The sequence below is a fragment of the Paenibacillus daejeonensis DSM 15491 genome (assembly GCF_000378385.1).
GTDB lineage: Bacteria > Bacillota > Bacilli > Paenibacillales > Paenibacillaceae > Paenibacillus_D > Paenibacillus_D daejeonensis.
In genome coordinates this window covers 544,797-570,097 of record NZ_KB899659.1, presented here as the reverse complement: position 1 = coordinate 570,097, position 25,301 = coordinate 544,797, and the positions used below count along the sequence as shown (strand labels likewise).

Here is a 25,301-nt window from a genome sequence, read left to right as displayed (position 1 = left end):
GCCAAGCCTGTGCCCGGATAATCGGGCAACATCAGCAGGGCAGCCGCATATACTGAGGTGATATGCCCTCGGGGCGCTCATGGAGGTGTTGTGGTTGAGTTATCAAAAGTACGGAATTCGCCCGGAGCTGGTCGCACGGGTCAAGGCAAAAATGAAAAATCCGGTCGTCAAGGAAAAAGTCAAACAGCATTTGACGAATGTTACCAAGACGGACCTGCGGGATCGCGTAAAAGTGAGAAAGCTCGTGCGTTCCATTTCTCAGATCCTGAATGAACCGTTAACCGAGACGCAGGAAGAACAGATTATCGCCTTTGTCCTTGCACAAAAAATCGACCCGAACAATACGCTCCATTTGCTCAAGCTGTGGAGCATGTTTCGGTAATGACCGGCCGATGTCACGCCGGTAAAAGCAAAGAGCCAGCCCAATTCAGGCTGGCTTTTTTGTGGTGGTTTAGCTTCCTCTGCCGGTCCGTAAAACAGCCATCCGCCGGCTGTAAGGCACTTTTCTTCCTCTACAGATCCGAAGGAAAGTCACAATACTTGGAGGACCTATCTAACATGTAAGTTGTTCTTGTTCGAAGTCTTAAATCGGTTCTATGCAAGCCGGATCATCGTTCTTGGTCTGGCCGACGCGTCGTTCGACCGGATAAGCTTCCAGCCATTCGTCTGAACAAGGACGGAGCAGCGACAGCACCTGCTGTGGATGATTCACTGTCCGATCCAGCCAGTGCTCAGCCTCCTGCGCCTCCAGGATGACCGGCATCCGGTGATGGATGGGTGCCATCACGGCGTTGGCGGCTGTTGTCAGAATGACACAGCTGCTCATGCGTTTGCCCTGTTCGTTCACTCTCGTCTCGAAGAGGGCAGCCATGCCGAAGGGGCGGCGGTCCTTGCGCACGATACGCATCGGCTGCTTGGTGCCGTCACTCTGGCTTTGCCATTCATAGAAGCCATCTGCCGGAATCAGACAACGGTTAGTCGCCACCAGCTCCCGAAAGGCCGGTTTTTCGTGGACAGACTCAGCCCTGGCATTAATGATCGGCTTGGCCGAAGGGGTTGTCATCCACGAAGGTGTCAATCCCCAGGAAAGCTCGCCGAGCCGGTTGCCCGTGCCGTCGTGAACGATGGCCGGAATGCCCTGACCCGGTCCCAGGTTGTAGCGCGGGCGGTAGTGGGGGATGCGGCTCTCCGCAATATGATAAAACAGCATCAGCTCTTCTAGCGACAGGGTAATCGTATACCGACCGCACATCAGCATAGACTCCTTTCAGGCTGGATTCCGGAGGTTGTCCCTCCGCTGTTGTCTACAGTATAGACCGATCTCCAGCGGGTATCAATCGCTCCCGGGAATGGACACCTGCAAATCGGCAGATAATGGGGAAGAGGATCGATAAGAACGGAGGAACTGGCATGACATCGGCACAAAAGGGGGCCCCTGGTTCCTGGTGGAACAAAGTGGCCAGATGGCCTCGGGAGCTGTATCGCTACTGGAGCGGCAAGCGGGCGGGGTGGTGGCTCTCGGCCCGGCTTAGACGGACGGCACAAAGGCTCCAGCTCCCGGATAAGCAGTCCTTGGGTCACCTGGCAGACGCGTGGCAGTCCCTCGGCAGCAAGACTTATAGGCCAGAGCTTGAGCTCAAGGCTGCCGAGCGCGCCCTGCTGTCAGACATTCGCCAGCGAACAGAACGGGAGAACCGCAACAATGTAACGCGTACAGCGGCGTATCTTTCCTTTTACCGCCGTCATCCGGAAGTGCACTGGTCTCTGCTGGCGCATATGGTCTCCCGCAACGGGGGGTGGAACATGACCGATCTTCAGGGCGAGCTGATCTCACGCTTGCTGAGTGGGGAGCAGCGGCGCCAGACGTTCCAGATGCTGGAACGCGCCAATTTTCTTATCTTTGGCGATGCGTATCCACAGCTGCTGCTCTATGAGGCTGGACTGGCGACGGGGGAGGATTTGTCGCGGCTGCTGCCTGCTCTGGGCGTATCACGCTTCATGCAGCCGGTATGGTCGCGGTTCTATGCCAGCCGGGAATCCGCGATGTTGAGCATGGCGCTGATCGTGAACGAGCAGCATTATATTGAAGAGCGGGTTGTCCAGCATCCATGGTACCGTGAGCATGTTCTCGAGGCGCTATACTTCAAGCTGCAGTCACCGCTGCAGTTCAACCAGGTCATCTTTCCTTATCAGGCAAACGGCCAGGGGACCGTGTATGTCGGGCTGGTACTGGAGGATTTCACAAGTCTTCAGGAACGAATCGCGTTCGGCAAGCGGTTGTATGCGATCCTTTATCGAATTCCAGAAGTGTTCGACGGTGTCTCGGGGTATGTCTGCCATCATCCGCACACCGGCTCTCGTGCCGATTATGCGGGAGAGCTGTTCAGCCCCGAAGCGGGGGCACAAGCACACGGACCGTTCCGCGAGCGGCTGCATGCGCTGCGGCTGCTGGAGGGGGCTGATAGGCTGTACAGCCCTGAGCTCGGCCAGGCCTGGGCAGACCAGCCGGGACGTCCGCCCGAGCCGGGTGACTGGCTGATGCAGGCAGACCCTCAGGACTTGGCGGGGTACCTGGAGCGGCTTCCGCTGCCGAGGTCATTTGTCATTACTAATGAGTACGGTTTTGCGCTAGACAAGCTGGAGCTTGCTGTACTTGCCGGTGAAGATACCCATACCTTGCCGGGTCGCAGAGACTGATGATTAACGCTTAGTCGCCATCTCGAGCAGATGGTACAAATTGTGCTTGCATAGGGAACGTATATTCGTAGTATAATGTATAGCGAACATACATTCCTGTACAGGAGATGCGTACTATGAACCGTAAGCTGCAAGAAGCTGTGCCGACCGGCTCGATTTCTCCTTCTGCTGAAGAGCTGCGGATAATCCGCGATTCCGTGCTGCTGCCGATGCTGCTCACGATCGTCGACCGCAACGCCCGCGAGGTGGAGCAATCCGGATATGCGATCCGCCGCCTTTACGTTGCAGCTTCGCAGGTATTGATGAACCGGATCCATATTGACCTTGCCCGGGCAAGGAAAGAACTGCGCCAACGACAAATCAAGGTGTTTGAAGACGAACAGATTGACGGCGTGTTGTACTACCGTTTCATCTGCCGAGGCTACGAGGACCGGTTCGGGCTGATGCGTGATCTGGCCCGCAGGGAAATCAGCCAGCGCATCGGCAGATATGTGCGGGAGATCTTCCAGCCGTGAACAGCAGATTAACCGATGTCTTTTTGAACGAAGCTTTGCTATAATAGAGACAGATCACAACCGCATACGATTTCGGGGAGCTGGTGAAGCCGGCTGAGAGGGTATCCCGCAAGCAGATACCGACCCTTGACCTGATCTGGATAATGCCAGCGTAGGAACGGATGATACCGTCACTGCTGTTTCCGCCTGTAAGCGGGACAGAGGACGGTATATCGCATGACGTCCTCCGGCAAGGGGACGTTTTTTTGTTATCTAAGTGTTTCTCAGAGTCAGACACGTATGACGGTTGGGCATGAGAGGGGAACAGAGAGAATGAAGAGGAACCGCATCAAATGGGGGACAGCCATCCTGGCAGCCACGATTCTAGTGACAGGCTGTGGAGGCAATGCACAGCAAGAAAGCGGGGAGTCCGGAGCAGGAGAGGATCTGACGAAAGTCAAGGTCGTACTGGATTGGACACCTAACACCAACCATACCGGGCTGTATGTGGCCCGTGATAAGGGATTCTATGAGGAGTATGGATTGGAAGTAGAGATTATTTCTCCGCCAGAGACAGGCGCCGACCAGTTGATTGCGAGCGGTGGTGCCGAATTTGGCGTCAGTTATCAAGAAGCGATTACCCAGGCAAGAGTGCAGGACGTGCCGATTGTCTCTATCGCGGCGGTCATTCAGCACAATACCTCGGGCTTCGCGGCGCCGGTAGCGAAGAATATCCAGTCACCTGCCGACTTTGAGGGCATGCGCTACGGCGGCTGGGGCAATCCGGTCGAGGAAGCGGTTATAGCTGCCCTTATGCAGGAAGCGGGAGCTGACGTGAACAAGGTCGAGTTCATCAACAGCAGCGCCGATTTCTTCACGGCTACTGCGCAGGATATTGATTTTGCCTGGATCTATTATGCGTGGACAGGCGTAGAGGCTGAGCTGCGAGGCGAAGAAATCGACATGCTCTATGTGAAGGATTACAGTGAGGCGCTGGATTATTATACACCTGTGCTGGCAACCAATGAGCAGATGATTGCGGAGCGTCCAGAGGTGGTGCGTGCCTTTATAGCTGCGACTTCGGAGGGGTATCGTTATGCCATAGATCAGCCGGAGGAAGCGGCCGAGCTGTTGATTGCGGCCGAACCTGACCTGAACGAAGAGCTGGTGCGCGCCAGTCAGATCTGGCTCAGCCCCCGCTACCAGGAGGATGCTGACCGCTGGGGAGAGCAGAAGCCCGAGGTATGGCTGAACTATATGGAATGGATGGCCGACCACGGTGTGCTCGAGGGACGTATTGATACCGAAGCTGCGTTTACGAATGAATTCTTGCCGGAATAACCGGTACTAGAGAGGACGTGCATCCCAGATGGCTACAACATTGCTTAGTATTCAGATTCTTCCCCGCACGCCGGAGGGTGGAGAGCTCTACAGTTATGTCGACCGGGCGATCGATGTCATCAAAGCCTCAGGCTTGCCTTATCGGGTAGGGCCACTGGAGACAACCATTGAAGGCGAGCTGGCGGAGCTGCTGGACCTGGTCAAACGAATGAATGAAGCGATGACGGAGCTGGGCTGTCCATCTGTGATCTCCCAAATCAAGCTGTATCACAATCCGCAGGATGGCGCATCGATGGATCGTCTGCTGGAGAATTACCCCGGTGGGCGATAAGCTCCGCTTCGCGGGACCGCCGCTCGCGGTCCTTTTCTTGCTGCTCCTAATCTGGCAGGGAGCGGTCTGGCTATTCGAGCTGGAGTCTTGGAAGCTGCCTGGTCCGGTCGAAATTGTGCGCGAAGCATGGACGATCGGGCCGCGGCTGATGGAGCATACATGGGCGACCGCCCAACTGGCGATTATCGGATTCGCCGCGGGCGCCGCGACTGGCATGCTGGTCGCGGCGCTGCTGCACTTGATTCCAGGGGCCCGGGCCGCACTCTATCCGCTGCTTGTCCTGTCCCAGAACATTCCGACAATCGTACTGTACCCGCTGCTCATGATCTGGCTTGGCTTGGGGCTGTTGCCCAAGCTTGTCCTGATAATCCTGGTGTGCTTCTTCCCGATTGCCGTCGCCATGCTCAGCGGGCTGAGTCAGCGAGATCCCCGCTTGGCGGATTACCTGGCGATGATCGGTGCCGGCAAGTGGCGCATCTTTCGCGATTTGGAGCTGCCGGGAGCCGTTCCTTATTTGTTCTCGGGACTCAAGATCGCAGCGGCTTATAGCATCACTGGCGTCATCGTGGCAGAATGGCTGGGCGCGAGCCGTGGCATCGGGTATTTTATCAAGCTGTCCTACAGCGGATTTCTAGTGACGCGGGTGTTCGCTGGCGTAGCCATCATCGTTTTGCTTAGTCTGATCGTGTTCGGCATAATCGTTGCTATCGAACGCTGGTTTACCCGCTGGCAGCCGCGAAAGGAGGGCAAGTAGCATGCACCCTGCATTGGAAGTTCGAGGCGTGACCAAATCGTTTGGCAGCGGCAAGAAGACGCTGCAGGTGCTGGGCGGAATGGAGGTAACGGTCCGCGAGGGGGAGTTTGTCTCGCTGATCGGTCCTTCGGGAAGCGGCAAGACGACCTTGTTTCAGCTGATTGGTGGCCTGGAGAAGCCGGATAGCGGCGAGATCCGGATTGGCGGCCGGGCAGTCACCGGCGAACGGGGGCATATCGCATACATGCCCCAGCAAGCCGCCCTCATGCCCTGGCGCACGATCACTGATAATATTGTGCTGGCGCTGTCGATCGCAGGGGTGCCTGCAGAGGAAGCGCGCCGTCAGAGCATGGAGTGGCTGCCTCGTATTGGACTGGCGGGCTACGAATCCAGCTATCCGCATACGCTATCCGGCGGCATGCAGCAGCGAGTGTCGTTTCTGCGGGCTCTGTTGGCCCCGCGAGACTTGATGTGTCTGGATGAGCCATTCGGTGCATTGGATGCGCTGACACGTCTCCAGATGCAGCAGTGGCTGCTCTCCATCTGGGAGGCCAACCGGCGGTCGGTGCTGATGGTGACTCATAGTATTGAGGAGGCTTTACTGCTCTCGGATCGGATTCTTGTCATCTCGGCCTCTCCCGCGACGGTCATCCGGGAAGTGGAGGTTCCCTTTGCTCGGCCCAGGTCCAGCGATTTGTGGACAGATCCACAATTCAACCGCTGGAAGCAAGAGTTGTACGAGCTGCTGAGCAGCAACAGCGTGTTGAGTGTAGAAGATGAGAGGAGCTCATAGGATGACGGAATGGCATCACCGATTATCGGATGCTCACTTGCATGTCGATTTGTACCCGGCAGCCACGCGCACAGCCATGCTGGAGCAAGCATGGGCTGATGGGGTGGAGGCTATCGTTGCGGTATCGATGGACCTGGCATCCAGCAAGATTAACCGGGAACTGAGCTTGCGGTATCCTGGGCGGATCTTGCCTGTTTATGGCTACCACCCGGAACAAGTGATTCCTGATCGCAAAGCTCATGCGGCACTGTTATCCTGGATACGGCAGCGTGCAGCGGACGGTGAACGCTTTGCCATTGGTGAAGTGGGCCTGCCTTATTATAAACGCACCAGCGCAGCTGCCGCAGGCGAGACGTTATCGCTCAAGCCCTATATCGAGTTGTTGGAGTCGTTCATCGGCTTAGCTGGCGAGCTGAAACGGCCGATCGCCCTCCATGCGGTGTACGAGGATGCGGAGACGGTATGCGACCTGCTCGAGAAGCACCAGGTGGAGAAGGCTCATTTTCATTGGTTTAAAGGACCGCCACAGACGATTAACCGAATGATGGCGTCCGGCTACTACCTGTCGGTTACGCCGGATGTCGCCTACGAGCCAGAGATTCAATCGCTCGTGACACGGTATCCGCTTGAGCTGATGATGACGGAGACGGATGGACCGTGGCCGTTTGAAGGTCCGTATACCGGACAAGCTACGTGCCCAGGCATGACGGCTGATGTCGTGCGTCATATTGCGCGGTTGAAGGGAATCGGGGAAACGGAGGCCGCAACCCGGACCAGGGACAACCTGCGGAGCTTTTACGGGATCTAAACGAAAAAATATAGTTATTCGTCCAATCCAATGGGTACGTACCTTCATAAGATAGGTTATTCCTACTGAAAGGTGGTCGTACAGATGAGCTATGTTGCTGGTGCCGGTTGCGGTCCGTGTGGCGGAGGCGTAGGCGGAGCATTTACAAACACAGGTGCCATCCTGGTTTTGTTCATCTTGCTCGTCATTATTTCGCGCACGTTCTTGCTGTAATTCAGTAATCCCATAGAAAAAGCCGCGCTTCTGCAAGTCAGAGGCGCGGCTTTTCCATATGCCTTGGTGTGATAAATTGACGGGTCAACCCCGTCTGGCCTGATTCCAGCGGATGACGACACTGACAACACTTACGAACAAGCCGATGATCAGCAGGGGGATGCCCAGGTTGCCAGTTTCGGTCATATACAGGATGAACCCTGCGATCATCAGGATGGTCGAGAATAGCGAAAGGCCAATCGGATTCAATTTCATGCAGGACACCTCCATTCCAACTCCTTAGTACGTGAGGAGGAGTCGCTGCGTTGCATTTTTATTGAAGCTTGCCTTCGAAGACGGAGGAAAACTGATCCGGCGGGGTAATAAACAGATCGTCATAGCTCACCAGATGGCCTTCTTCATTGGTCATACCGCCGCTCCCTGCCTGAAAGTTATACTGTTTGGCCGCCTCGTACATATCCAGGAAACGGTTAGCCTTCTCATGCGCGTCATCGTACTTGTCGGCATCGCAAATCGGAAAGCTGACCGGCAAGTTGCGAAGCAGCACCCGCACCTCGTACTTGCTATTGTTGTGTTCAATGACAGCCAATTCATACTTATCAAATACTTTCACGAAGGACACATTCATCTAAACTCACTCTCCTGTCTTAAAATTAGGCGTACAAGCATATAATCAGACATGCCAGTGCAAGGAGCTGTTGTCCGTGTCTTTCCTGAAAAAGACGTTAGCCGTAGTGGCGGGAAGCTTTCTGATTGCGGCAGGCATCAATTTATTCCTGGTTCCACTTCAAGTGCTAGACGGAGGCGTAATTGGCATAGCGCTGATCATCAATTATCTATTCCGTCTCAAAATAGGCCTTATCATTATCGTATGCAGTATTCCCATTTTTATAGCTGCATGGTTCTATAGCCGGCCCATGGTATATAACAGCATGTTCGGCATGATCTTCTCCAGCTATATGATTGATCGGATGGAATCTTATCAATATGTGTTTCTATACTACGTGGAATGGACTCCGCTTGCTCGGTCCGCGATAGGCGGCATGCTGATTGGACTAGGGCTCGGCATCATGTTGCGTTACAAGACGAGCACCGGCGGTACGGATCTGCTGGCCCACATGTTAGCCAAGCGAGCCGGACTGAATGTCGGCGTTCTTATCGCTTTGATCGACGGTCTTGTCATTAGCATAGGCGGCATATTGCTGCAAGGTGACACATTCCCGTTATCTGTAATTACGATTGGTTGCGGAGGTGTAACCACAAGCCTCTGTACAATCAGATTTTCCAATAGAACGAGAGTTGCGTAGTTTACTCTATTTGTACCCGCCCACTCCACATTTGAAACGATTGGAAATTGCACACAAAAAATCGAGGCCCCCTTGCGAGGGCCTCTTTCAATGGGAGAGGAGAAACCGGACGAAGAGCTTATGGGGAAACGTAAGCTTGCTCCGCGGTTTGCTTACGGCATCTCACGACACCGATATTGTAAGGATAGCCAGGTCTGGACAGACTTATACATGGATGTCCCCAAAAAGTTCGGGTAGAACCGGCTTCAAGCAGGCATTCTGCTTGCAATGGCAGCAAATTATGGTACGATAGCTAAAGCAAATCAGACAAGCAGCTGTATGGAAGGAGCGGCAACAAGGTGAGAGTAATCGCAGGCGAAGCCAAAGGCCGCCCGCTGAAAGCGGTCCCGGGGGTCAATACCAGACCGACTACGGACAAGGTCAAAGAAGCCATATTTAGTATGATAGGTCCCTACTTCGAAGGCGGTCAAGCGTTAGATCTGTTCGCAGGCACAGGTGGTCTCGGCATTGAGGCGCTCAGCCGCGGCATGGCGCGGGCCGTCTTTATCGACTTGGATCGCCAGAGTATTGAGGTTGTACGTAGAAATATCGAAGCAGCGGGAATGTCGAGCCGTGCCGAAATTTATAAAAACGAGGCCAGTCGGGCAATCAAGCTGTTAGAGAAGCGAGGGATGCAATTCGAGCTGGTCTTTCTCGATCCACCCTATAAGATGAAGGAAGCCGACAAGCTGATGCGAGAAATGGCGGACCGCGGGCTCCTTGCCCCTGGCGCTGTTATCGTCGTGGAGCACGATGCGCGGCATGCCTATAGCGATACAGTTGGGGACTTCCGGTTGCGCCGGCAGGCCCTATATGGCGATACAGCCGTTACAGTCTATGATTACGCAGAGGGCGAAGACCCTACAGGAGGAACAGCAGATGAAGCCCCAAGCCCCGATTGAGAGAATTGCCGTGTACCCCGGGAGCTTTGATCCCGTGACCCTAGGCCATTTGGACATTATTCATCGCGCAGCCAAACAGTTTGACAAGCTGATTGTCGCCGTACTAAACAATACGAGCAAAAATCCGATGTTTTCCGTGGATGAGCGCAAAGAGCTGCTGCGAGAAGCTACCAGTGATCTGAAAAATGTGGAAATCGACAGCTTCCGTGATCTGCTGGTGCGCTACATGCGGTCCCGCGATGCGCGCGTCATTGTCCGGGGAATTCGCTCCGTTACCGACTTCGAATATGAGCTGCAGCTCGCTTCCACCAACCGTCATCTCGATGATGAAATCGAGACGATCTTCATGACGACCAATCCGAAGTATTCGTATCTTAGCTCCAGCATTGTCAAAGAAATCGCCCAGTTCGAGGGAGATGTCAAGGATCTCGTGCCTCGGCATGTCGAACAGGCGCTGACCCAGCGGTTCCGCGATCGCGCTCAGGCCGGGGACCGTCGCTGAGTGACCCAATAGAGGAATGATCCTAACAGAAGGAAACTCCACAATACACCCCAGCCGACCATCGCGCCCGGTACATAAGACCATAGGCTTGGCAGGTCGCCAAGACGCAGCTCAAGTGGTGGTTGCCAGGCATCGGCGCCGCTTGGGGACCAGACGGCGGGGCTGAGCCAGCGATTATAGGGCTCCCATAACGCCAGGATGACGCCAAAGGCCAGCAAGGCATGACCGATTCGAGCCAGCAGAAACGGGCCAAATCTCAGGTCGGTGCCGGCACAGGCGCTGCGGGCTTGCAGGAGTGAGCTCCAGCCGCCCCAGCACAAGGTGGCTGCGATGGCACCAAGAATCAGCGGCGTGGAATAGCTCGTCATTGCTTCACTAAGCGCGTAGGTGCCGAGATGACTGTCGAACAGGCCGGAAAAAGCAAGTGGAGATAAAGCAGGCGGCAGAGCCAGCTGCAACAGTCGGGAAGCCAGAGAGCCCATGATGATCAGACCACCGATGGTCATCAGCTTTTGGATGCTGCCAGTTACGGCTTCCCCCAGAACCTGGCCGAGACTTCGGCCATCGCTTCTGTGACCTTCCAGCATGGCTATTACGGCAGCGCGGAGCAAGCCTGTCGGAGGATGCGTGTGTGTTCTATCCTCCGGCTCTGGAGCGGGGCGGCGCACAAGTCGGAGCAGCACTAATCCGAGTAGAGCGGAGAGCCACACGGCTAGCGCAATGAGGATACCCAGCGACGGTTGGTGAAGAAACCCTGCCCCGATGACGATGAGGATTAGCATCGGGCTTGGCATATGGGAGAAGGCAAGCAGCCATTGGCCCTGTCGTCGGCTAATCCGCTGCTCCATTCGCAGCGCTGCTGTCGCCTCTGCGCCTGCTGAATATCCGGCCGTCCAGCCGATCGCAATGGCCCAGGCCGCGCCCCCTGGCCAGCCGAGCAAGCGCCGCATCGGAGCATCCAGCAGCACACTTAGGGCATGAAGTACCCCGAAGGCGCGCAGGAGCTCGGCCAGGACAAAGAAAGGCAAGAGACCTGGAAAGACGATGCCCCACCAGAGGGCGATGCCTTGGAGCGCGGCTTGGAGGGCGGTCTCGGGCATACGAACGACAATCGCGACGAGCGCCAGCGAAGAGATAGCATATAAAATGGTTCGCAGCATACCGGTAACCTCCAAGACAAGCATAGTATGGACATTATCATAGTACGCGAACAAGCCTGCACATAGACCACTCGGACGGTTGGGAAGGAGGCTCCTCATGAATGCACAGCAACGGCCGCGGGGCGGTGCGATCCTGCGGCCCGCTCTGGCGGCTGCGATCGTAATGATCTGTCTGCTCTACCTGCCCACGCCCTATGCGGTATACACCCCCGGCCTAGTAACACCGGTTGGCCCCATGGTGCAGACGGCATCGGAGGACACGCAAGCCGAGGGGGTCTTCATGCTAACGACGATTCGGATGACCTCGGCTAATTATTGGATGTCGCTGCAGTCGATGTGGGACTCGGATATGCTGCTGTACAACAAACGGGATATTATCGGGGACAAAAGCCAGACGGAATATGCTGCGCGTCTAAGCTATGTGATGCAGCAATCCCAAAGCAATGCAATCGAGGCGGCATATCGCGCTGCCGAAATTCCCTATACAATTGAACCGGATAGACTTGTAGTGACGGATGTCCCGCAGTCAGCAGGAGGTGGTCTTCGGCCAGGCGATCAACTGTTGGCGCTCGACGCCATGCAATTCAAGGATGCGTCAGCCTTGGCTGTGCTCTTGATGCAACGTTCCACTGGCGATACGCTGCAATGGACTGTGCTGCGCGAAGGGCGCGAGGAAGAGGTGTCGACGACGCTGCTACAGACACTCGAAGCCTCCGATCCACAAGGACTTCCTCAGGCGCTGGGGGGGCTGCAATTGGCTGAGCTGCGCATGCTGACACCTGAGGATCCTGCGATGGTAGTGAGCATCGATGCAGGGGAGATCGGCGGTCCGTCCGCGGGGCTGATCTTCGCCCTGCAGATTTACGATGATCTTACACCGGGAGATACCAGCGGCGGACGGCGGATCGCTGGAACGGGTACGATTGATCCGCAAGGGAGAGTTGGGCCGATCGGCGGGATCTCGCTGAAGATTACAGCTGCAGAAGCCATGGGGACCGAGCTGTTCCTGGCTCCCAGCCAGAACGCCGAAGAAGCCGCCGCCAAGGCGCGGCGGATCGGCAGCAAGATGAAGGTGATTGCCGTATCGACACTGGACGAAGCCATCAAGGCACTTCAACAGGAGGCATAACCCAATTAGCTACGGATGGGCGGCAGGAAATAATCGCGGTACATGCCCTTGCCGCTTGGCTGCTGCTGGGCCAAGGCGTAAGCGGCGGAAGCACGGGTATCGAGCCCGAGGTACGGCAGCTCCGCAGGGGGCCGGGCTGCACTAAGTATAATCGGCAGCTTGGCCTGCTTGCGCATCTGTGCCAACAGCGCTTGACCCGTAGAGCTGAAGCCTAGTACTCTTATATACTGCACGCCTGTCCGCAAACGGTCCGGCTGCAGTTCGCCATGCTCGTGGCCGAGCAGTACGGATAACAGAACGCGTTGCAGCTTGGTCCTTGTGTACCGTTTGGTCTTCAGGGCTGCCAGGAGTGATTCAAAGCCGGCTTCGGCAAGGCCGGGCAGTGCCTGGAGCAGGCGATGCTGGAGACCCTCGGTCATCCCGTGCAGTCCGGCAAGACGCTCCGCTGTTGATGTAGCGAGCGTGTGAAGGAGCTGCGGTGTGAAGCTCTGCCAGCTGACAGGAGCTCTTCCGGCGGACCATTCCCGCTCCAGAATCCGCAGCGTGGTGGCAGGGACATAAGGGGCGATAGCCGCGAGGGGTTCTCCCTCGCTCAAGCGCTGCCGGATTGCGGTAGCACTGGCGATCCGGCTATCGGTGATCTCGCTCTGATGATAACCGGCCGCCTCCCGAAGAATGGTATGGGGCCGGATGGAGCTGCCGATCCGCAGGAGCGCCATGAGATAATGAAGACCCAGCGAATTGTTGGGACTGGAAAGGTCGGGACGGGTGTCAGCGCCGTAACCGAGCTCTTCCATATAGGTAGTTGCAGCCGCAGCATAGGCTGACGGATAACTGTGACCCTGCTCGAGATGAAGCCGCAGCAGGTCCTGGAATTGCGGCGGCTCGTCGAACAGCAGCCGTGCAGCTGGCTCCAGCGCCTCCAATGCCCCGCTCTCGCTGCCAAAGCAGAGCGTGTCCACGACGCCGGTCGCCTCCAGCAGCGACACGGCTCCGTAGGCGAACCATTCGGCAGGCTGCGTAGCGTAGGCGACCGGCAGTTCGATCACCAGGTCACAGCCGCCGGCAAGGGCCATCTCTGCCCGTGCCCACTTGTCGAGCAGAGCCGGCTCCCCGCGCTGCAGGAAATGACCGCTCATCACGGCGACTACAGCGTCGGCCTTTGTTTGTTTGACCGATTGCTGCACATGATAGAGATGACCGTTATGAAACGGATTATATTCGACGACGAGCCCGACTGTGTTCACGAGAACAGTCCTCCCTCCGGTTTGTACGATTTTCTTCAATATAGCATGAAAGATGAGGGAAACCTACAAATCTGATGAAATTGTTGACAAAGGCCATCAGGGATCGATATAATAAATTTTGTTTGTTTGGAGTGATCAGAGATGATTTTACGAATTCAAGAGGTACTTTCTAAGGGAGTGCCTACGCCGCTCAACACCACCCTGGATGTGACTGACCTGATGAAAGGCCGCAGGGATGTGCTGGAGGCCGGACCGCTGGCGGTTCGCCTGACGGCAACGCCCGAGGCGCGTGTGGTCCGGGTGGAAGGCGAAATGTCACTGGATGCATCCTTTGCCTGTTCCCGTTGCCTAGAGCCGGCGCATGAGCATGTGGAGTTTCCTTTTTCCGAGCGATTCAAGCTGGCGACTTCTGAGTCTGCGGTTCCGCCGGAGGAAGATGTGATTGTTGCCGAAGAGGACAAGGTGGATTTGATTCCTTATTTGGAAGAGTCTTTACTGTTGCACTTGCCTTTTGTGCCGCTCTGCAGCGACACATGCAAAGGGCTGTGCCCACAGTGCGGAGTCAACCGTAACGAGATTGCCTGCAGCTGCTCCAATGATCGGATCGATCCGCGGATGGCGGCTTTGAAGGACTTGTTTAAGGACTGACAGGCGCTGCAAGCGTCTGATTTCTGTGAAGGAGGTGGGATAGATGGCAGTACCACAAAGAAGAACATCCAAAACTCGCCGCGACAAGCGCCGCACACACTTTAAGCTTGTTGTGCCGGGCATGGTCAAATGCGACCAATGCGGAGAGCTGAAGCTGGCTCATCGCGTGTGCAAAGTGTGCGGAACCTACAAATCGAGAGAGATCATCAAGCAATAGGATTGAATAAGTAGTACTTCATCTATGGTGAGGTGCTATTTTTTTTGACAAGATACGCCATACGGGCCCTGGAACAGACACTTCCGGAAGTGCTCGTGGGACTGTGAGCCCGTTGCTTCCCGCCAGGTTTTTCTTTATACTGGATTAGTACCTGGTGATAATATGATCTGATACTAGATGATTAAGGTGGTGCGGGCTATCGAACGTCTGCCCAAGCGTGAGCGGCAGCAGCAGCTGGCCAGGCTCATTGAGGACAATCCGTTTATGACGGACAGAGAACTGAATCGACGGCTCAAGGTCAGCATCCAGACCATCCGCCTGGACCGGCTGGAGCTTGGCATTCCCGAGCTGCGGGAGCGGATCAAGCTGATGGCAGAGCGCTCGTACGATCCTGTACGGTCGCTACCCATGCACGAAATTATTGGTGACATCATTGACCTGCAGCTGGACAAAAGCGGGATATCCATTTTTGAGATTCGCGAGGAGCACGTGTTTTCGCGCACGGGCATTGCAAGAGGACATCATATCTTCGCCCAGGCCAACTCGCTGGCCGTCGCCGTCATTGACGATGAAATCGCTCTAACCGCCTCGGCGGATTTGCGGTTTATCCGTTCCATCAAACTGCATGAAAAGTGCATCGCCAAGGCGTATGTGCGGTCGGGGCCCGGCGAGGGCAGCAAGGCCAAGGTTGAAGTGATTACATATGTCGGGGAAGAAATGGTCTTCCAGGGGCATTTTGTTGTGTTCCGTTCAAAAGGCGAGTAGAAGGAGGGGGATGACCATACGGATCGCAATCGATGCGATGGGGGGAGACCACGCCCCGGACGCAGTAGTTAAAGGAGCGATCGAGGCGGCTGAGGCGTGGCCGGACGCTACGATCGTGCTAGTCGGAGATGAAGCCAAGATACGGCCACTGCTTGGTTCAGCGCCGGCCACCCTTGAGGTTCGTCATGCTGACGATGTGATTGGACCGGATGAAGAGCCGGTACGCGCTGTACGTCGCAAAAAAGGCTCCTCCATGGTCGTTGCCGGCACGCTGGTTCGTGAAGGTGAAGCGGATGCGATGATTTCGGCAGGCAATACCGGAGCACTGATGGCAACCGGGCTGCTGATTTTGGGCCGAATCGATGGCATCGAGCGACCGGCGCTGGCGCCTATGATGCCGACGCTGGACAATGTCGGTTTGCTGGCGCTTGACCTCGGGGCCAACATGGATGCGAAGCCGGAGCACCTGCTGCAGTACGGCTTGATGGGCAGCATCTACCGTCAAAAGGTGCACGGCCTGGCAAAGCCACGCGTCGGCCTGCTCAATGTCGGCACGGAAGAGAAGAAAGGCAATGAGTTGACCAAGGCGGCGTACGATCTTTTGGCTGCTGCCCCGATCGACTTTGTGGGTAACGTGGAGGCACGCGATGTTCTGACAAGAGGGTGCGACGTGTTAGTCTGCGACGGCTTTGTCGGCAACATCTTGTTGAAGGCGATGGAGGGTACGGCTGGCACGGTTTTTGGCGTCCTGAAAGAGCAGTTCAGCAAGAACCTGTTGACGAAGCTGGCAGCGATGATCATGCTGCCGGGTCTGCGCGATTTCAGACGAAAAATGGATTACAAGGAGCACGGTGCCGCACCGCTGCTTGGGGTGAACGGACTTGTCCTGAAGAGCCACGGCTCATCAGACGCCGTCGCCGTCAAAAACGCCGTGCGGCAGGCGAGAGCCGCAGTGGAGGGACGTCTGATCCAGGCGATCACCTCGGAAATAAGCGGGAAGCGAGAGTGAAGCAATGAATCTTCAACCAGTAGGCATTTTAGGCACAGGCAAGTATGTTCCTGAGCGGGTCCTCACCAACCAGGAGCTTGAGCAGATGGTGGAGACCAATGACGAATGGATTGTGAGCCGGACAGGGATCCGGGAGCGGCGCTTGGCAGCTCCTGATCAAGCCACGTCCGACTTGGCCTACGAGGCATCGGTCTCGGCGCTTCGGGCAGCCGGTATCTCGGCAGAAGAGCTCGATCTCATCATCGTCGCCACAATTACCCCAGATATGTTCTTCCCTTCGACGGCATGCATCCTCCAGGATAAACTGGGAGCATCGCGAGCCGCTGCTTTTGATCTGTCGGCTGCTTGCTCAGGCTTTATCTACGGGCTGGCAACAGCCTCCAGCATGATTGCTTCAGGCATGTATCGTCATGTGCTGGTTGTCGGCGCAGAATGCCTGTCGCGAATTACCGATTTCACCGACCGCAACACCTGCATCCTGTTCGGCGACGGAGCGGGAGCTGTCGTTCTTGGCCCAGTAGCGGAGGGCAGAGGGTTCCGTGCGTTCGAACTCGGTGCTGATGGTGCAGGCGGCGATTTACTCAAGGTGTGTGGCGGCGGCTCGCGCGTGCCTGCTACCGAGCAGAGCATCGGGGAGCGCCAGCATTTCATTCAGATGGCTGGTAGTGAAGTATTCAAGTTCGCTGTTCGCATCATGGGGAATGCGGCGGAGGAGGCTCTTCGCAAGGCCGGGATGGGCAAGGAAGACATTGATCTTCTGGTTCCGCATCAAGCCAACATCCGAATCATCCAGTCTGCGCTGAACCGGCTGCAGCTGCCAGAGGACAAATGTATGATCAACCTCGACAAATATGGTAACGTGTCGGCAGGCTCGATTCCGATTGCGCTGGCGGAAGCCGTAGAATCGGGCCGGATCAAGGAAGGCGACACGATCGTGATGGTCGGATTCGGGGGCGGCCTGACTTGGGGCGCATCGGTTCTGACTTGGTAAGCACAGCAGGAGGAGGAACAGCAATGGGCAAAATCGCATTTGTCTTTCCCGGCCAGGGTGCGCAAGCAGTCGGTATGGGGAAAGACGCGTATGATACAATCGAAGCCTCCCGGCACGCTATTACCCGTGCCGACGAGGCGCTTGGCTTTTCCTTAAGCGAGTTAATATTTGAGGGACCGGAGGAGCAGCTGAAGCAGACAGCCAATACGCAGCCTGCGTTGCTGGCTGTCAGCGTTGCCCTTCTTGAGGCGTTCAAGCGCCATGGCATTCAGCCCGATTATGTAGCCGGGCACAGCCTGGGTGAGTACAGCGCGCTCGTGGCCGCTGGAGTCATTGCTTACGAGGATGCGCTCCGCACAGTTCGCGCCCGGGGTGAGTTCATGGAGCAGGCCGTGCCAAGCGGAGAAGGGGCCATGGCTGCGGTTCTGGGAGCAGAGCGGGCAGCGCTGGCCGAGCTATGTGAGACTGTAAGCCGCGAGAGCGGCAGTGTGGAGCTGGCGAACGTGAACTGTCCGGGACAGATTGTCGTCTCGGGAACGGCTGCAGGGGTATCTGCGGTTGTGCAGCGGTGCAAAGAAGCTGGCGCCAAGCGGGCCATCCCGCTTGAGGTCAGCGGGCCGTTCCACTCTTCGCTGATGAAGCCTGCGGCAGCGCAGCTTGGTGACGTGCTGGCAGGTCTGGAGCTCTCTGACGCGACAGTACCCGTCATCGCCAATGTGACAGCTGCGCCGGTAACGGATGCAGAAACGATTCGCCGCCTGCTGGCGGAGCAAGTTGTCTCTCCCGTCCTATGGGAGGATAGCATCCGTTACATGCTGGAGTCGGGCGTCGATACCTTTATCGAGATTGGCTCAGGCACTGTGCTTGCAGGTTTAATTCGCAAAATCGATAAATCTGCTCGCGTAGTCAGTATCAATACCGCTGCGGCGATCGAATCATTTACAACGAATTAGGACATAGAGGAGGTGCTGCAATGTTTGCAGGCTTGGAAGGCAAAACGGCACTGGTGACAGGCGGCTCCCGCGGGATTGGTCGTGCCATCGCCGTGGCGTTGGCTGAAGCGGGCGCCGACGTGGCGGTCAACTATGCGGGCGGCGAGGCTGCAGCAGCAGAGACTGCGCAGGCGGTCGAGGCGCTGGGCAGACGGGCCATTACAATCAAGGCGAACGTTGGCAAGCCCGATGAGTTTGATGCAATGGTCAAGCAAGTGATTGAAGCCTTTGGTTCTTTGGACATACTGGTCAATAACGCTGGCATCACGCGTGATAATCTGATCATGCGGATGAAGGAAGAAGAATTTGACCAGGTCATCGAGACCAACCTTAAAGGTGTCTTCAACGGCATCAAGGCTGTCACGCGCCCGATGATGAAGCAGCGCTCAGGCCGGATTATTAATATCTCATCCGTCGTCGGAGCACTGGGTAACCCGGGTCAGGCGAATTATGTTGCGGCCAAGGCTGGCGTTATCGGCCTTACCAAATCTTCGGCGCGCGAGCTGGCCTCCCGCGGCATTACGGTCAATTGTATTGCTCCGGGCTTCATTGAGACGGAGATGACGGACAAGCTGCCTGCAGAGATGCGGGAGCAGCTGGGCGGGCAGATTCCGCTGGCCAGGCTTGGCCGGCCCGAAGATATTGCCAGCGCAGTGCGCTTTCTGGCCTCCGATGCAGCAGCGTATATGACCGGCCAAACCGTACATGTCGACGGAGGCATGTACATGGGTTAACCACCCATTTTTGTCCGCTGCGAGATTCCTTTCTCGCCCGTATGGCATTTTATCTTTAATTCTCGTATAATACCAAAGAGGAGGTGACTTGGATGTCCGACGTATTTGATCGCGTAAAACGCATCGTCGTTGACCGCCTTGGCGTTGACGAAGCTGAAGTAGCACTGGAAGCATCTTTTAAGGATGACCTAGGCGCTGATTCTCTCGATGTTGTAGAATTGGTCATGGAACTTGAAGATGAGTTCGACCTGGAGATCTCTGATGAAGATGCAGAGAAGATCACCACTGTGGGAGAAGTAGTGAATTACATACAATCTCATACGTAAGGTTACAAGAGTCCCGCCAGCCATACAGCGGGACTTCTCTCCATCTATACAGCAAGTGAGATTCACACTCGAACAAGAGAATGCGAGGCTGAAAGCCTTTTATAATATAAATATATTGTTTTAGTGAGCGTTCACAAGATTGGCAAGATTCGATGTCGAATTTACTTCTCAGAACCAACTTCGTGCTCAAAAGCAAATTAGGGGTGATATTGTGAAGCAGAGAGTAGTAGTGACCGGCATGGGCGTCATGACTTCGCTGGGTCATGAACTGGACACGTTCTGGGGCAATCTGCTGGAAGGCAAGTCAGGCGTATCGGAGATCGAAGCGTTCGACTTCTCCGATTACCCGACGCGCATCGCAGCCGAGATCAAGAACTTCAATCCAGAGGATTTTGGAATTGACCGCAAGGAAGCGCGCCGCATGGACCGTTTTGTCCAATTCGCTGTTGTTGCCAGCCAATCCGCGATTCGCGATGCAGGCATCGAGATCGGCAGTAATGTCGATGCCGAGCGGATCGGGGTGATGATCGGCTCCGGTATCGGTGGTCTGGGTACATGGGAAGACCAGCACAATGTGCTGCTGGAAAAAGGTCCAAAACGCGTTAGCCCGTTCTTCATTCCGATGATGATTGCCAATATGGGATCTGGACAAGTGTCCATGAGCACTGGCGCCAAAGGGCCAAACAGTACGGCGGTTACCGCCTGCGCAACAGGCACACATTCGATTGGCGATTCCTACAAGCTGATCCAGCGCGGAGAAGCCGATGTCATGATCTGCGGCGGCGCTGAAGCGACCATTCGTCCGACAGGCATGGCAGGTTTCTGCTCGATGCGGGCGATGTCCACGCGTAATGACGAGCCTGCCAAGGCAAGCCGGCCGTTCGATACCGGACGCGATGGTTTTGTTATGGGAGAAGGAGCAGGCGTACTCATCATTGAGTCGCTGGAGCATGCGCAGCAGCGTGGAGCGCGCATCTACGGCGAGATTATCGGGTACGGCATGAGCGGCGACGCGCATCATATGACAGAGCCTGATCCTGATGGCGCAGCTCGCTGTATGACCCGTGCGCTCAAGGATGCCGAGCTGGGGCCGGACGCGGTTGATTATATCAATGCGCACGGCACATCTACACCAGTAGGCGATCGTTCAGAGACGACAGCAGTGAAGCGCGCCTTTGGCGAGCATGCCTACAAGCTGGCGGTGAGCTCGACCAAATCGATGACCGGGCACCTGCTGGGCGCCGCGGGCGGCGTTGAGGCAGTCATACTGGGGCTCACGCTCAGTAACGGTATCATTCCTCCGACCATTAATCTGGAAGATCAGGATCCCGAGTGCGATTTGGACTATGTGCCGAATACTCCGCGTCAGGCGGATGTGCGGGTGGCCATGTCTAACTCGTTCGGATTTGGCGGACATAATGCGACTATTGTGATGAAGAAGTATGAAGCATGATCATTTTCAGCAGCTTCAGCAAAAGCTTCAACTGACCTTTGAGCGAACGGGATTGCTGAAGCAGGCTTTCACTCATACCTCTTATGTCAATGAGCACAAGCACGGCACGGCCAAGGACAATGAACGATTGGAGTTTTTGGGCGATGCCGTGCTCCAGCTCCTGGTCTCCGAGTATCTGTACGGTACTTACCCGAAGCGACCGGAAGGCGAGTTGACACGGATGCGCGCTTCCATTGTATGCGAACCTTCGCTCGCCCGATTTGCAGAGCTGCTGGATTTTGGTGAGCACGTATTGCTGGGACGTGGTGAGGAGCAGCTTGGCGGCCGCAACCGGCCGGCACTGCTGGCTGACTTGTTCGAGTCATTTGTGGGGGCGCTGTATCTGGATCAGGGCTTGGAACGGGTTCGTGACTTTTTGAGCTCCCGGGTGTTTCCACACATCGAGAACGATGGACCGATGCTGGTGAAGGACTTCAAGTCCAAATTGCAGGAGCATGCCCAACATCAGGCACTCGGCAGTGTGGAATACCGGGTGCTCGAGGAGCGGGGGCCGGCTCATGACCGGGAATTCGTCGTCGAGGTGCATGTCGGTCAGGAGCGATGGGGCAGCGGCAGTGGTCGCACCAAGAAGGAAGCGGAGCAACAGGCGGCTTCTGAAGCGTGGGAGCGGTTGACATCTGCAGGTTCATCCTGAGTCAGCTCGTTCATTTTAATCAAGGGAAGGTCCCGGTGCAAGCCGGGGTCTTCTTTCATTCTGGGGGAGAATTGCGGAGGGGGATTGGTTATGTCGGGCGCTGCCCGGTTGTGATACAATAGCTGATGAGGTGAAGGTACGACTATGTTCCTGAAACGTATAGAATTAGCAGGGTTCAAATCGTTCGCTGACCGGACTGAGCTGGAGTTCGTTCCCGGCATCACGGCGGTTGTTGGACCCAATGGCAGCGGGAAAAGTAATATCTCGGACAGCATCCGTTGGGTGCTGGGCGAGCAATCGGCTAAAAGTCTGCGCGGCGGCAAGATGGAGGATGTCATCTTCGCCGGCAGTGATGCCCGCAAGCCCGTCGGCTATGGCGAGGTTTCGCTGACGCTGGACAATACCGACCAGGCGCTGCCCCTGGAGTTTACCGAGGTCACCGTTACCCGGCGGGTACACCGCAGCGGCGACAGTGAATATCTTATTAATAAGCAAGCTTGTCGCTTGAAGGATATTACCGAGCTCTTCATGGATACGGGGATCGGCAAGGAAGCGTACTCGATTATCGGGCAGGGCCGGATCGAGGAAATTCTGAGCACCCGGTCTGAGGATCGGCGTGGAATTTTCGAAGAAGCGTCGGGCATCGTAAAATACAAATCTCGCAAGCGCGAGGCACAAAAGAAGCTGGACGACACCGAACAGAACCTGCTCCGCATTCATGATCTGGTAACGGAGCTGGAGGACCAGGTCGAACCGCTGCGCGAGCAATCAGAAAAAGCCATTCGTTACAAAGCGCTGCGGGAGGAGCTCAAGGTCAAAGAGATCTCTCTCTACGTCCACCAAATTGAGCATGTCCACCAATCATGGAACGAAGCAGCGGAGAAGCTGAAAAAACTCCAGGAAGAACAGCTCGCACTCTCCTCGGTGGTCAACAAGCACGACGCTCATCTGGAAAAAGAACGCCAGCAGCTAAGAGAGCTAGAGGAAGCGCTGGAACGACTGCATGAGTCGATGCTGCATTACAGCGAGGAGTATGAGAAGTGCGAGGGGTACGGCGAAGTCCTGAAGGAACGCAAGCGGAATCTTGAGCAGAATAAAGGACAACTGGAAGAGTCCGCTGTTGCCCACGAGGCGCGCATTGCAGGCCTTACCTCGGAAGAGGCGTCGCTACGGGCCAAGGCGGCCGAGCTGGACCAGGCGTTGACTGGCCTGCGCGAGCAGTTAAATGCCGAGGAAGCGACGCTCGCCGGCGTAGCGGGTGAAGCAGGCAGTACCGCAGAAGAGACGCTGAAGGGCGAATTGCTGGAGGTACTGAGCGGGATGGCTCAGCTCCGCAATGAGATCCGTTACGCTGAGCAGCAGCAAGAAGCGGTGCAGCGGCGGGTCGAACGGCTTGGCGGCGAGGAGATCAAGTGGCAGGAGCAGCAGGCCAAGCTGACCGGACGCCGCAAGGAGCTGGAGCGTAAGCTCCAAAGCACGCTGAACGAGCTGGATAGCCTGCGCAGCAAGTATATCGGTGAGAGCGAACGACTGCAGGCGCTGCAAAAATTGCTGGAGGAAGCTCAGAGCACGGCTCGCAAGTGGGAGCAAAAGCAGGATGCCCTGACCTCCAGGCGCGATACGATGAAAGAAATGCAGCAGGATCTTGACGGCTTCATGCATGGCGTCCGTGAGGTGCTGAAGGCTGCCAGACGCAGCCAAAATGGTTTGGAAGGCGTGCATGGCGCGGTAGCTGAGCTGATGACGGTGCCAGAACGTTTGGAAACCGCTGTGGAAACAGCACTTGGCGGTGCACTCCAGCATGTCGTCATGGCCGACGAGCGTTCGGCGCGAACGGCCATTCATTTTCTGAAGCAGCGTCAGCTGGGCCGTGCGACGTTCCTGCCACTTGATGTTATCCGGGGCAGACACGTCCCTGAGCAGGACAAGCGCATGATTGAATCACTCGAAGGCTTCGTGGGCGTGGCTGCCGAATTGGTAAACTGTGACGACCGTTACCGGTCGATTATCCAGAACCTGCTCGGCAACGTGCTGATCGCGGAGAACCTGGAACAAGCGAACCGGATTGCATCGCGCTGCGGCTACCGATTCCGCGTAGTTACCCTGGAAGGGGACGTAGTCAATGCGGGCGGCTCCATGACGGGCGGCAGTCTGCAGAAAAAAGGCGCCAACCTGCTCGGTCGGAGCCGGCAAATTGAGCAATTGGACCGGGATATCCGCGAGACAGCCGAGCAACTGGTGAAGCTAAAGGATAAGCAGGACGATATCCGCAAGGAGCTTTCCATCCGCAATCAGAACCTGGAAGAGCTACGCAGTCGCAGCGAGCAATGCCGCATTGAAGAACAGCAGCTCCGTGCCGAACAGCAGCAACTGGAGCACGAAAGCAGACACCTGGAGGAACAGAAGCAATTGTTCACACAGGATCTGCAGGGTCATGCCAGCGAACAGCAGGATTTGACGGCAGCGGCAGATCAGGCGCGGTTGCGACTGGAAGAGCAGACGCGCGAAGAAGCTCGCGTGCAGGAAGCCATCCGACAGGCCGAGGCGCAGCGCAAAGCGAGCGAATCTGCCAAGGAGCAGCTGCAGGGCCAATTGACCGACATGAAAATTCGGGTTGCCAAAACCGAACAGGAGAAGCATTCGTTCGAAGATCAGGCGACGCGAATTCGTGGTGATATTACCCGGGCCAAGCAAGAGCTGTCTGCTGTGCGCGGACTGCTGACGAATCAGGATGAAGAGCAGATTCGGCATCAGAACGAGACAGTTCGGCAGACGGAGAATCTCAACCATTACCGGCTGAAGAAGCAGGAGTGTGCAGAGCAAACCGATTTCAAGCGGTCTGCCCGTGCCGAATTGCTGCGCCAGCTGGAGCAGGGGGAGAGTGAAACCAAGGAGCAGCGCGTACAGCTGCGCCAGGTCGAGGAGCAGATGCGGCAAACCGAGATTGCTGCGAACCGACTCGACGTCGAGCTGGACAACCTGCTGCGCAAGCTCAGCGAGGAACATGAACTGAGCTTCGAGCTGGCCAAAGAGCGCTATCCTGTACCAGAGGATGTGCCGGCCGCCCAGCAAGAAGTGCGCGAGCTCAAGCGGAGCATCACTTCTCTGGGAGAGGTGAATCTTGGTGCAATCGACGAGTATGAGCGGGTTCGGGAACGGTACGAATTCCTGAACGAGCAGAAGACGGACCTGATTGAAGCGAAGACAACGCTCTATGAGGTCATTCGCGAGATGGAAGAAGAGATGGGACGGCGGTTCCGTACCGCATTCGATGCGATCCGCAGCCATTTCAGCGTCGTATTCTCCAAGCTGTTCGGCGGCGGCCGTGCCGATCTGGTGCTGGTCGAACCGGAGCGTGTCTTGGACACCGGGATCGATATCGTCGCTCAGCCGCCAGGCAAAAAGCTGCAGAACCTGCAGCTGCTCTCCGGTGGTGAGCGAGCGCTCACTGCCATTGCCCTGTTGTTCGCCATCCTCCAGGTCAAGCCAGTACCATTCTGCGTACTGGATGAGGTGGAGGCAGCGCTCGATGAGGCCAATGTTGCCCGTTTTGCACAGTATTTGCGAGAGTTCTCCGGGCTGACGCAATTCATTGTCGTCACGCACCGCAAGGGGACAATGGAAGAAGCAGATGTATTGTATGGCGTTACGATGGAGGAAGGCGGCGTGTCCAAGCTGGTATCCGTCCGGCTTGAGGATGAGGAAGCGGTATCCGCTTAGCCTGACTGCTGTGTGAATAGATAAAGTACGCCTCG

Annotated in this window: 29 protein-coding genes and 1 riboswitch; of the genes, 24 read left to right on the top strand and 5 right to left on the bottom strand. The window is 56.3% G+C overall.

From position 1 onward, the window contains the following. Positions 1-94 precede the first annotated feature (94 nt). Positions 95-382: a stage VI sporulation protein F gene (locus F556_RS0102685; protein WP_020615350.1), complete on the top strand. Its 288-nt coding sequence runs from the start codon at positions 95-97 to the stop codon at positions 380-382. 201 nt (positions 383-583) lie between these two features. Here F556_RS0102685 and F556_RS0102680 read toward each other — a convergent pair whose 3' ends face one another. Continuing rightward, complete coding sequence (locus F556_RS0102680) at positions 584-1,252, bottom strand: SOS response-associated peptidase (RefSeq protein WP_020615348.1); 669 nt, start codon at positions 1,250-1,252, stop codon at positions 584-586. 158 nt (positions 1,253-1,410) lie between these two features. Between F556_RS0102680 and F556_RS0102675 the strand changes: the two genes are divergently transcribed. The 8 genes from F556_RS0102675 (at position 1,411) to F556_RS39020 (ending at position 7,431) form a co-directional block, all read left to right on the top strand. After that, positions 1,411-2,697 carry a DUF2515 family protein gene (locus F556_RS0102675; RefSeq protein WP_020615347.1) on the top strand — a complete coding sequence of 429 codons (1,287 nt, stop codon included), beginning with the start codon at positions 1,411-1,413 and terminating at the stop codon, positions 2,695-2,697. Positions 2,698-2,813: 116 nt separating this feature from the next. Next, positions 2,814-3,212: a YhjD family protein gene (locus tag F556_RS0102670; protein WP_020615346.1), complete on the top strand. Its 399-nt coding sequence runs from the start codon at positions 2,814-2,816 to the stop codon at positions 3,210-3,212. 65 nt (positions 3,213-3,277) lie between these two features. Continuing rightward, positions 3,278-3,387, top strand: a riboswitch (TPP riboswitch). 137 nt (positions 3,388-3,524) lie between these two features. Then, complete coding sequence (locus tag F556_RS0102665) at positions 3,525-4,532, top strand: ABC transporter substrate-binding protein (protein ID WP_020615345.1); 1,008 nt, start codon at positions 3,525-3,527, stop codon at positions 4,530-4,532. A 28-nt stretch (positions 4,533-4,560) separates the two neighbouring features. Then, a complete protein-coding gene (locus F556_RS0102660) occupies positions 4,561-4,863 on the top strand; it encodes a thiamine-binding protein (protein ID WP_020615344.1) in 303 nt (100 codons plus the stop codon). Then, a complete protein-coding gene (locus F556_RS0102655; RefSeq protein WP_020615343.1) occupies positions 4,853-5,617 on the top strand; it encodes an ABC transporter permease in 765 nt (254 codons plus the stop codon). The genes F556_RS0102660 and F556_RS0102655 overlap by 11 nt, the downstream gene beginning before the upstream one ends. Before the next feature lies 1 nt (position 5,618). Further along, positions 5,619-6,410 carry an ABC transporter ATP-binding protein gene (locus F556_RS33125; protein ID WP_020615342.1) on the top strand — a complete coding sequence of 264 codons (792 nt, stop codon included), beginning with the start codon at positions 5,619-5,621 and terminating at the stop codon, positions 6,408-6,410. Between the two features lies 1 nt (position 6,411). Further along, positions 6,412-7,218 (top strand): TatD family hydrolase, encoded by an 807-nt coding sequence (locus F556_RS0102645; protein ID WP_020615341.1) that lies wholly within the window; start codon positions 6,412-6,414, stop codon positions 7,216-7,218. A gap of 84 nt (positions 7,219-7,302) precedes the next feature. Further along, entirely contained in the window at positions 7,303-7,431 is a 129-nt protein-coding gene (locus tag F556_RS39020; protein WP_020615340.1) for a hypothetical protein, read from the top strand. A gap of 84 nt (positions 7,432-7,515) precedes the next feature. On the opposite strand, the gene F556_RS37565 is transcribed toward F556_RS39020, so the two are convergent. After that, positions 7,516-7,686, bottom strand: a complete 171-nt coding sequence (locus F556_RS37565) for a hypothetical protein (protein ID WP_020615339.1) — start codon at positions 7,684-7,686, stop codon at positions 7,516-7,518. 58 nt (positions 7,687-7,744) lie between these two features. Continuing rightward, positions 7,745-8,059, bottom strand: a complete 315-nt coding sequence (locus tag F556_RS0102630; protein WP_020615338.1) for a hypothetical protein — start codon at positions 8,057-8,059, stop codon at positions 7,745-7,747. Between the two features lie 76 nt (positions 8,060-8,135). On the opposite strand from F556_RS0102630, the gene F556_RS0102625 reads away from it, so the two are divergent. The 3 genes from F556_RS0102625 (at position 8,136) to coaD (ending at position 10,181) form a co-directional block, all read left to right on the top strand. Beyond that, positions 8,136-8,738 carry a YitT family protein gene (locus F556_RS0102625; RefSeq protein WP_020615337.1) on the top strand — a complete coding sequence of 201 codons (603 nt, stop codon included), beginning with the start codon at positions 8,136-8,138 and terminating at the stop codon, positions 8,736-8,738. A 338-nt stretch (positions 8,739-9,076) separates the two neighbouring features. Continuing rightward, complete coding sequence (rsmD, locus tag F556_RS0102620; RefSeq protein WP_020615336.1) at positions 9,077-9,679, top strand: 16S rRNA (guanine(966)-N(2))-methyltransferase RsmD; 603 nt, start codon at positions 9,077-9,079, stop codon at positions 9,677-9,679. Beyond that, positions 9,657-10,181 (top strand): pantetheine-phosphate adenylyltransferase, encoded by a 525-nt coding sequence (gene coaD / locus F556_RS0102615; protein ID WP_020615335.1) that lies wholly within the window; start codon positions 9,657-9,659, stop codon positions 10,179-10,181. Before rsmD ends, coaD begins: the two co-directional genes overlap by 23 nt. Here coaD and F556_RS33120 read toward each other — a convergent pair. Continuing rightward, complete coding sequence (locus F556_RS33120; protein WP_020615334.1) at positions 10,160-11,341, bottom strand: nucleoside recognition domain-containing protein; 1,182 nt, start codon at positions 11,339-11,341, stop codon at positions 10,160-10,162. The genes coaD and F556_RS33120 overlap by 22 nt on opposite strands. 97 nt (positions 11,342-11,438) lie before the next feature. Between F556_RS33120 and F556_RS0102605 the strand changes: the two genes are divergently transcribed. Then, positions 11,439-12,470, top strand: a complete 1,032-nt coding sequence (locus F556_RS0102605; RefSeq protein ID WP_020615333.1) for a YlbL family protein — start codon at positions 11,439-11,441, stop codon at positions 12,468-12,470. Between the two features lie 5 nt (positions 12,471-12,475). Here F556_RS0102605 and F556_RS0102600 read toward each other — a convergent pair whose 3' ends face one another. Beyond that, on the bottom strand, positions 12,476-13,717 hold the full coding sequence (locus F556_RS0102600; RefSeq protein WP_020615332.1) for a nucleotidyltransferase: 1,242 nt from the start codon (positions 13,715-13,717) through the stop codon (positions 12,476-12,478). Between the two features lie 141 nt (positions 13,718-13,858). Here F556_RS0102600 and F556_RS0102595 point away from each other — a divergent pair, with 141 nt between their 5' ends. The 11 genes from F556_RS0102595 (at position 13,859) to smc (ending at position 25,266) form a co-directional block, all read left to right on the top strand. Then, positions 13,859-14,365: a YceD family protein gene (locus F556_RS0102595; RefSeq protein ID WP_020615331.1), complete on the top strand. Its 507-nt coding sequence runs from the start codon at positions 13,859-13,861 to the stop codon at positions 14,363-14,365. Positions 14,366-14,408: 43 nt separating this feature from the next. Then, positions 14,409-14,582 (top strand): 50S ribosomal protein L32, encoded by a 174-nt coding sequence (gene rpmF / locus F556_RS0102590; RefSeq protein WP_020615330.1) that lies wholly within the window; start codon positions 14,409-14,411, stop codon positions 14,580-14,582. A gap of 207 nt (positions 14,583-14,789) precedes the next feature. Beyond that, complete coding sequence (fapR, locus tag F556_RS0102585) at positions 14,790-15,347, top strand: transcription factor FapR (RefSeq protein ID WP_026297063.1); 558 nt, start codon at positions 14,790-14,792, stop codon at positions 15,345-15,347. A gap of 16 nt (positions 15,348-15,363) precedes the next feature. Next, entirely contained in the window at positions 15,364-16,356 is a 993-nt protein-coding gene (gene plsX, locus F556_RS0102580) for a phosphate acyltransferase PlsX (protein WP_026297062.1), read from the top strand. Between the two features lie 4 nt (positions 16,357-16,360). Further along, complete coding sequence (locus F556_RS0102575; RefSeq protein ID WP_020615327.1) at positions 16,361-17,347, top strand: beta-ketoacyl-ACP synthase III; 987 nt, start codon at positions 16,361-16,363, stop codon at positions 17,345-17,347. A gap of 23 nt (positions 17,348-17,370) precedes the next feature. Further along, positions 17,371-18,300, top strand: a complete 930-nt coding sequence (fabD, locus tag F556_RS0102570) for an ACP S-malonyltransferase (RefSeq protein WP_020615326.1) — start codon at positions 17,371-17,373, stop codon at positions 18,298-18,300. Positions 18,301-18,320: 20 nt separating this feature from the next. Next, a complete protein-coding gene (fabG, locus tag F556_RS0102565; protein ID WP_020615325.1) occupies positions 18,321-19,073 on the top strand; it encodes a 3-oxoacyl-[acyl-carrier-protein] reductase in 753 nt (250 codons plus the stop codon). A gap of 92 nt (positions 19,074-19,165) precedes the next feature. Beyond that, a complete protein-coding gene (gene acpP, locus F556_RS0102560) occupies positions 19,166-19,399 on the top strand; it encodes an acyl carrier protein (RefSeq protein ID WP_020615324.1) in 234 nt (77 codons plus the stop codon). 211 nt (positions 19,400-19,610) lie between these two features. Further along, complete coding sequence (fabF, locus tag F556_RS0102555) at positions 19,611-20,852, top strand: beta-ketoacyl-ACP synthase II (RefSeq protein WP_026297061.1); 1,242 nt, start codon at positions 19,611-19,613, stop codon at positions 20,850-20,852. Beyond that, on the top strand, positions 20,842-21,546 hold the full coding sequence (rnc, locus tag F556_RS0102550; RefSeq protein WP_020615322.1) for a ribonuclease III: 705 nt from the start codon (positions 20,842-20,844) through the stop codon (positions 21,544-21,546). The genes fabF and rnc overlap by 11 nt, the downstream gene beginning before the upstream one ends. Before the next feature lie 144 nt (positions 21,547-21,690). Further along, positions 21,691-25,266 carry a chromosome segregation protein SMC gene (gene smc, locus F556_RS0102545; protein WP_020615321.1) on the top strand — a complete coding sequence of 1,192 codons (3,576 nt, stop codon included), beginning with the start codon at positions 21,691-21,693 and terminating at the stop codon, positions 25,264-25,266. Positions 25,267-25,301: the final 35 nt, after the last annotated feature.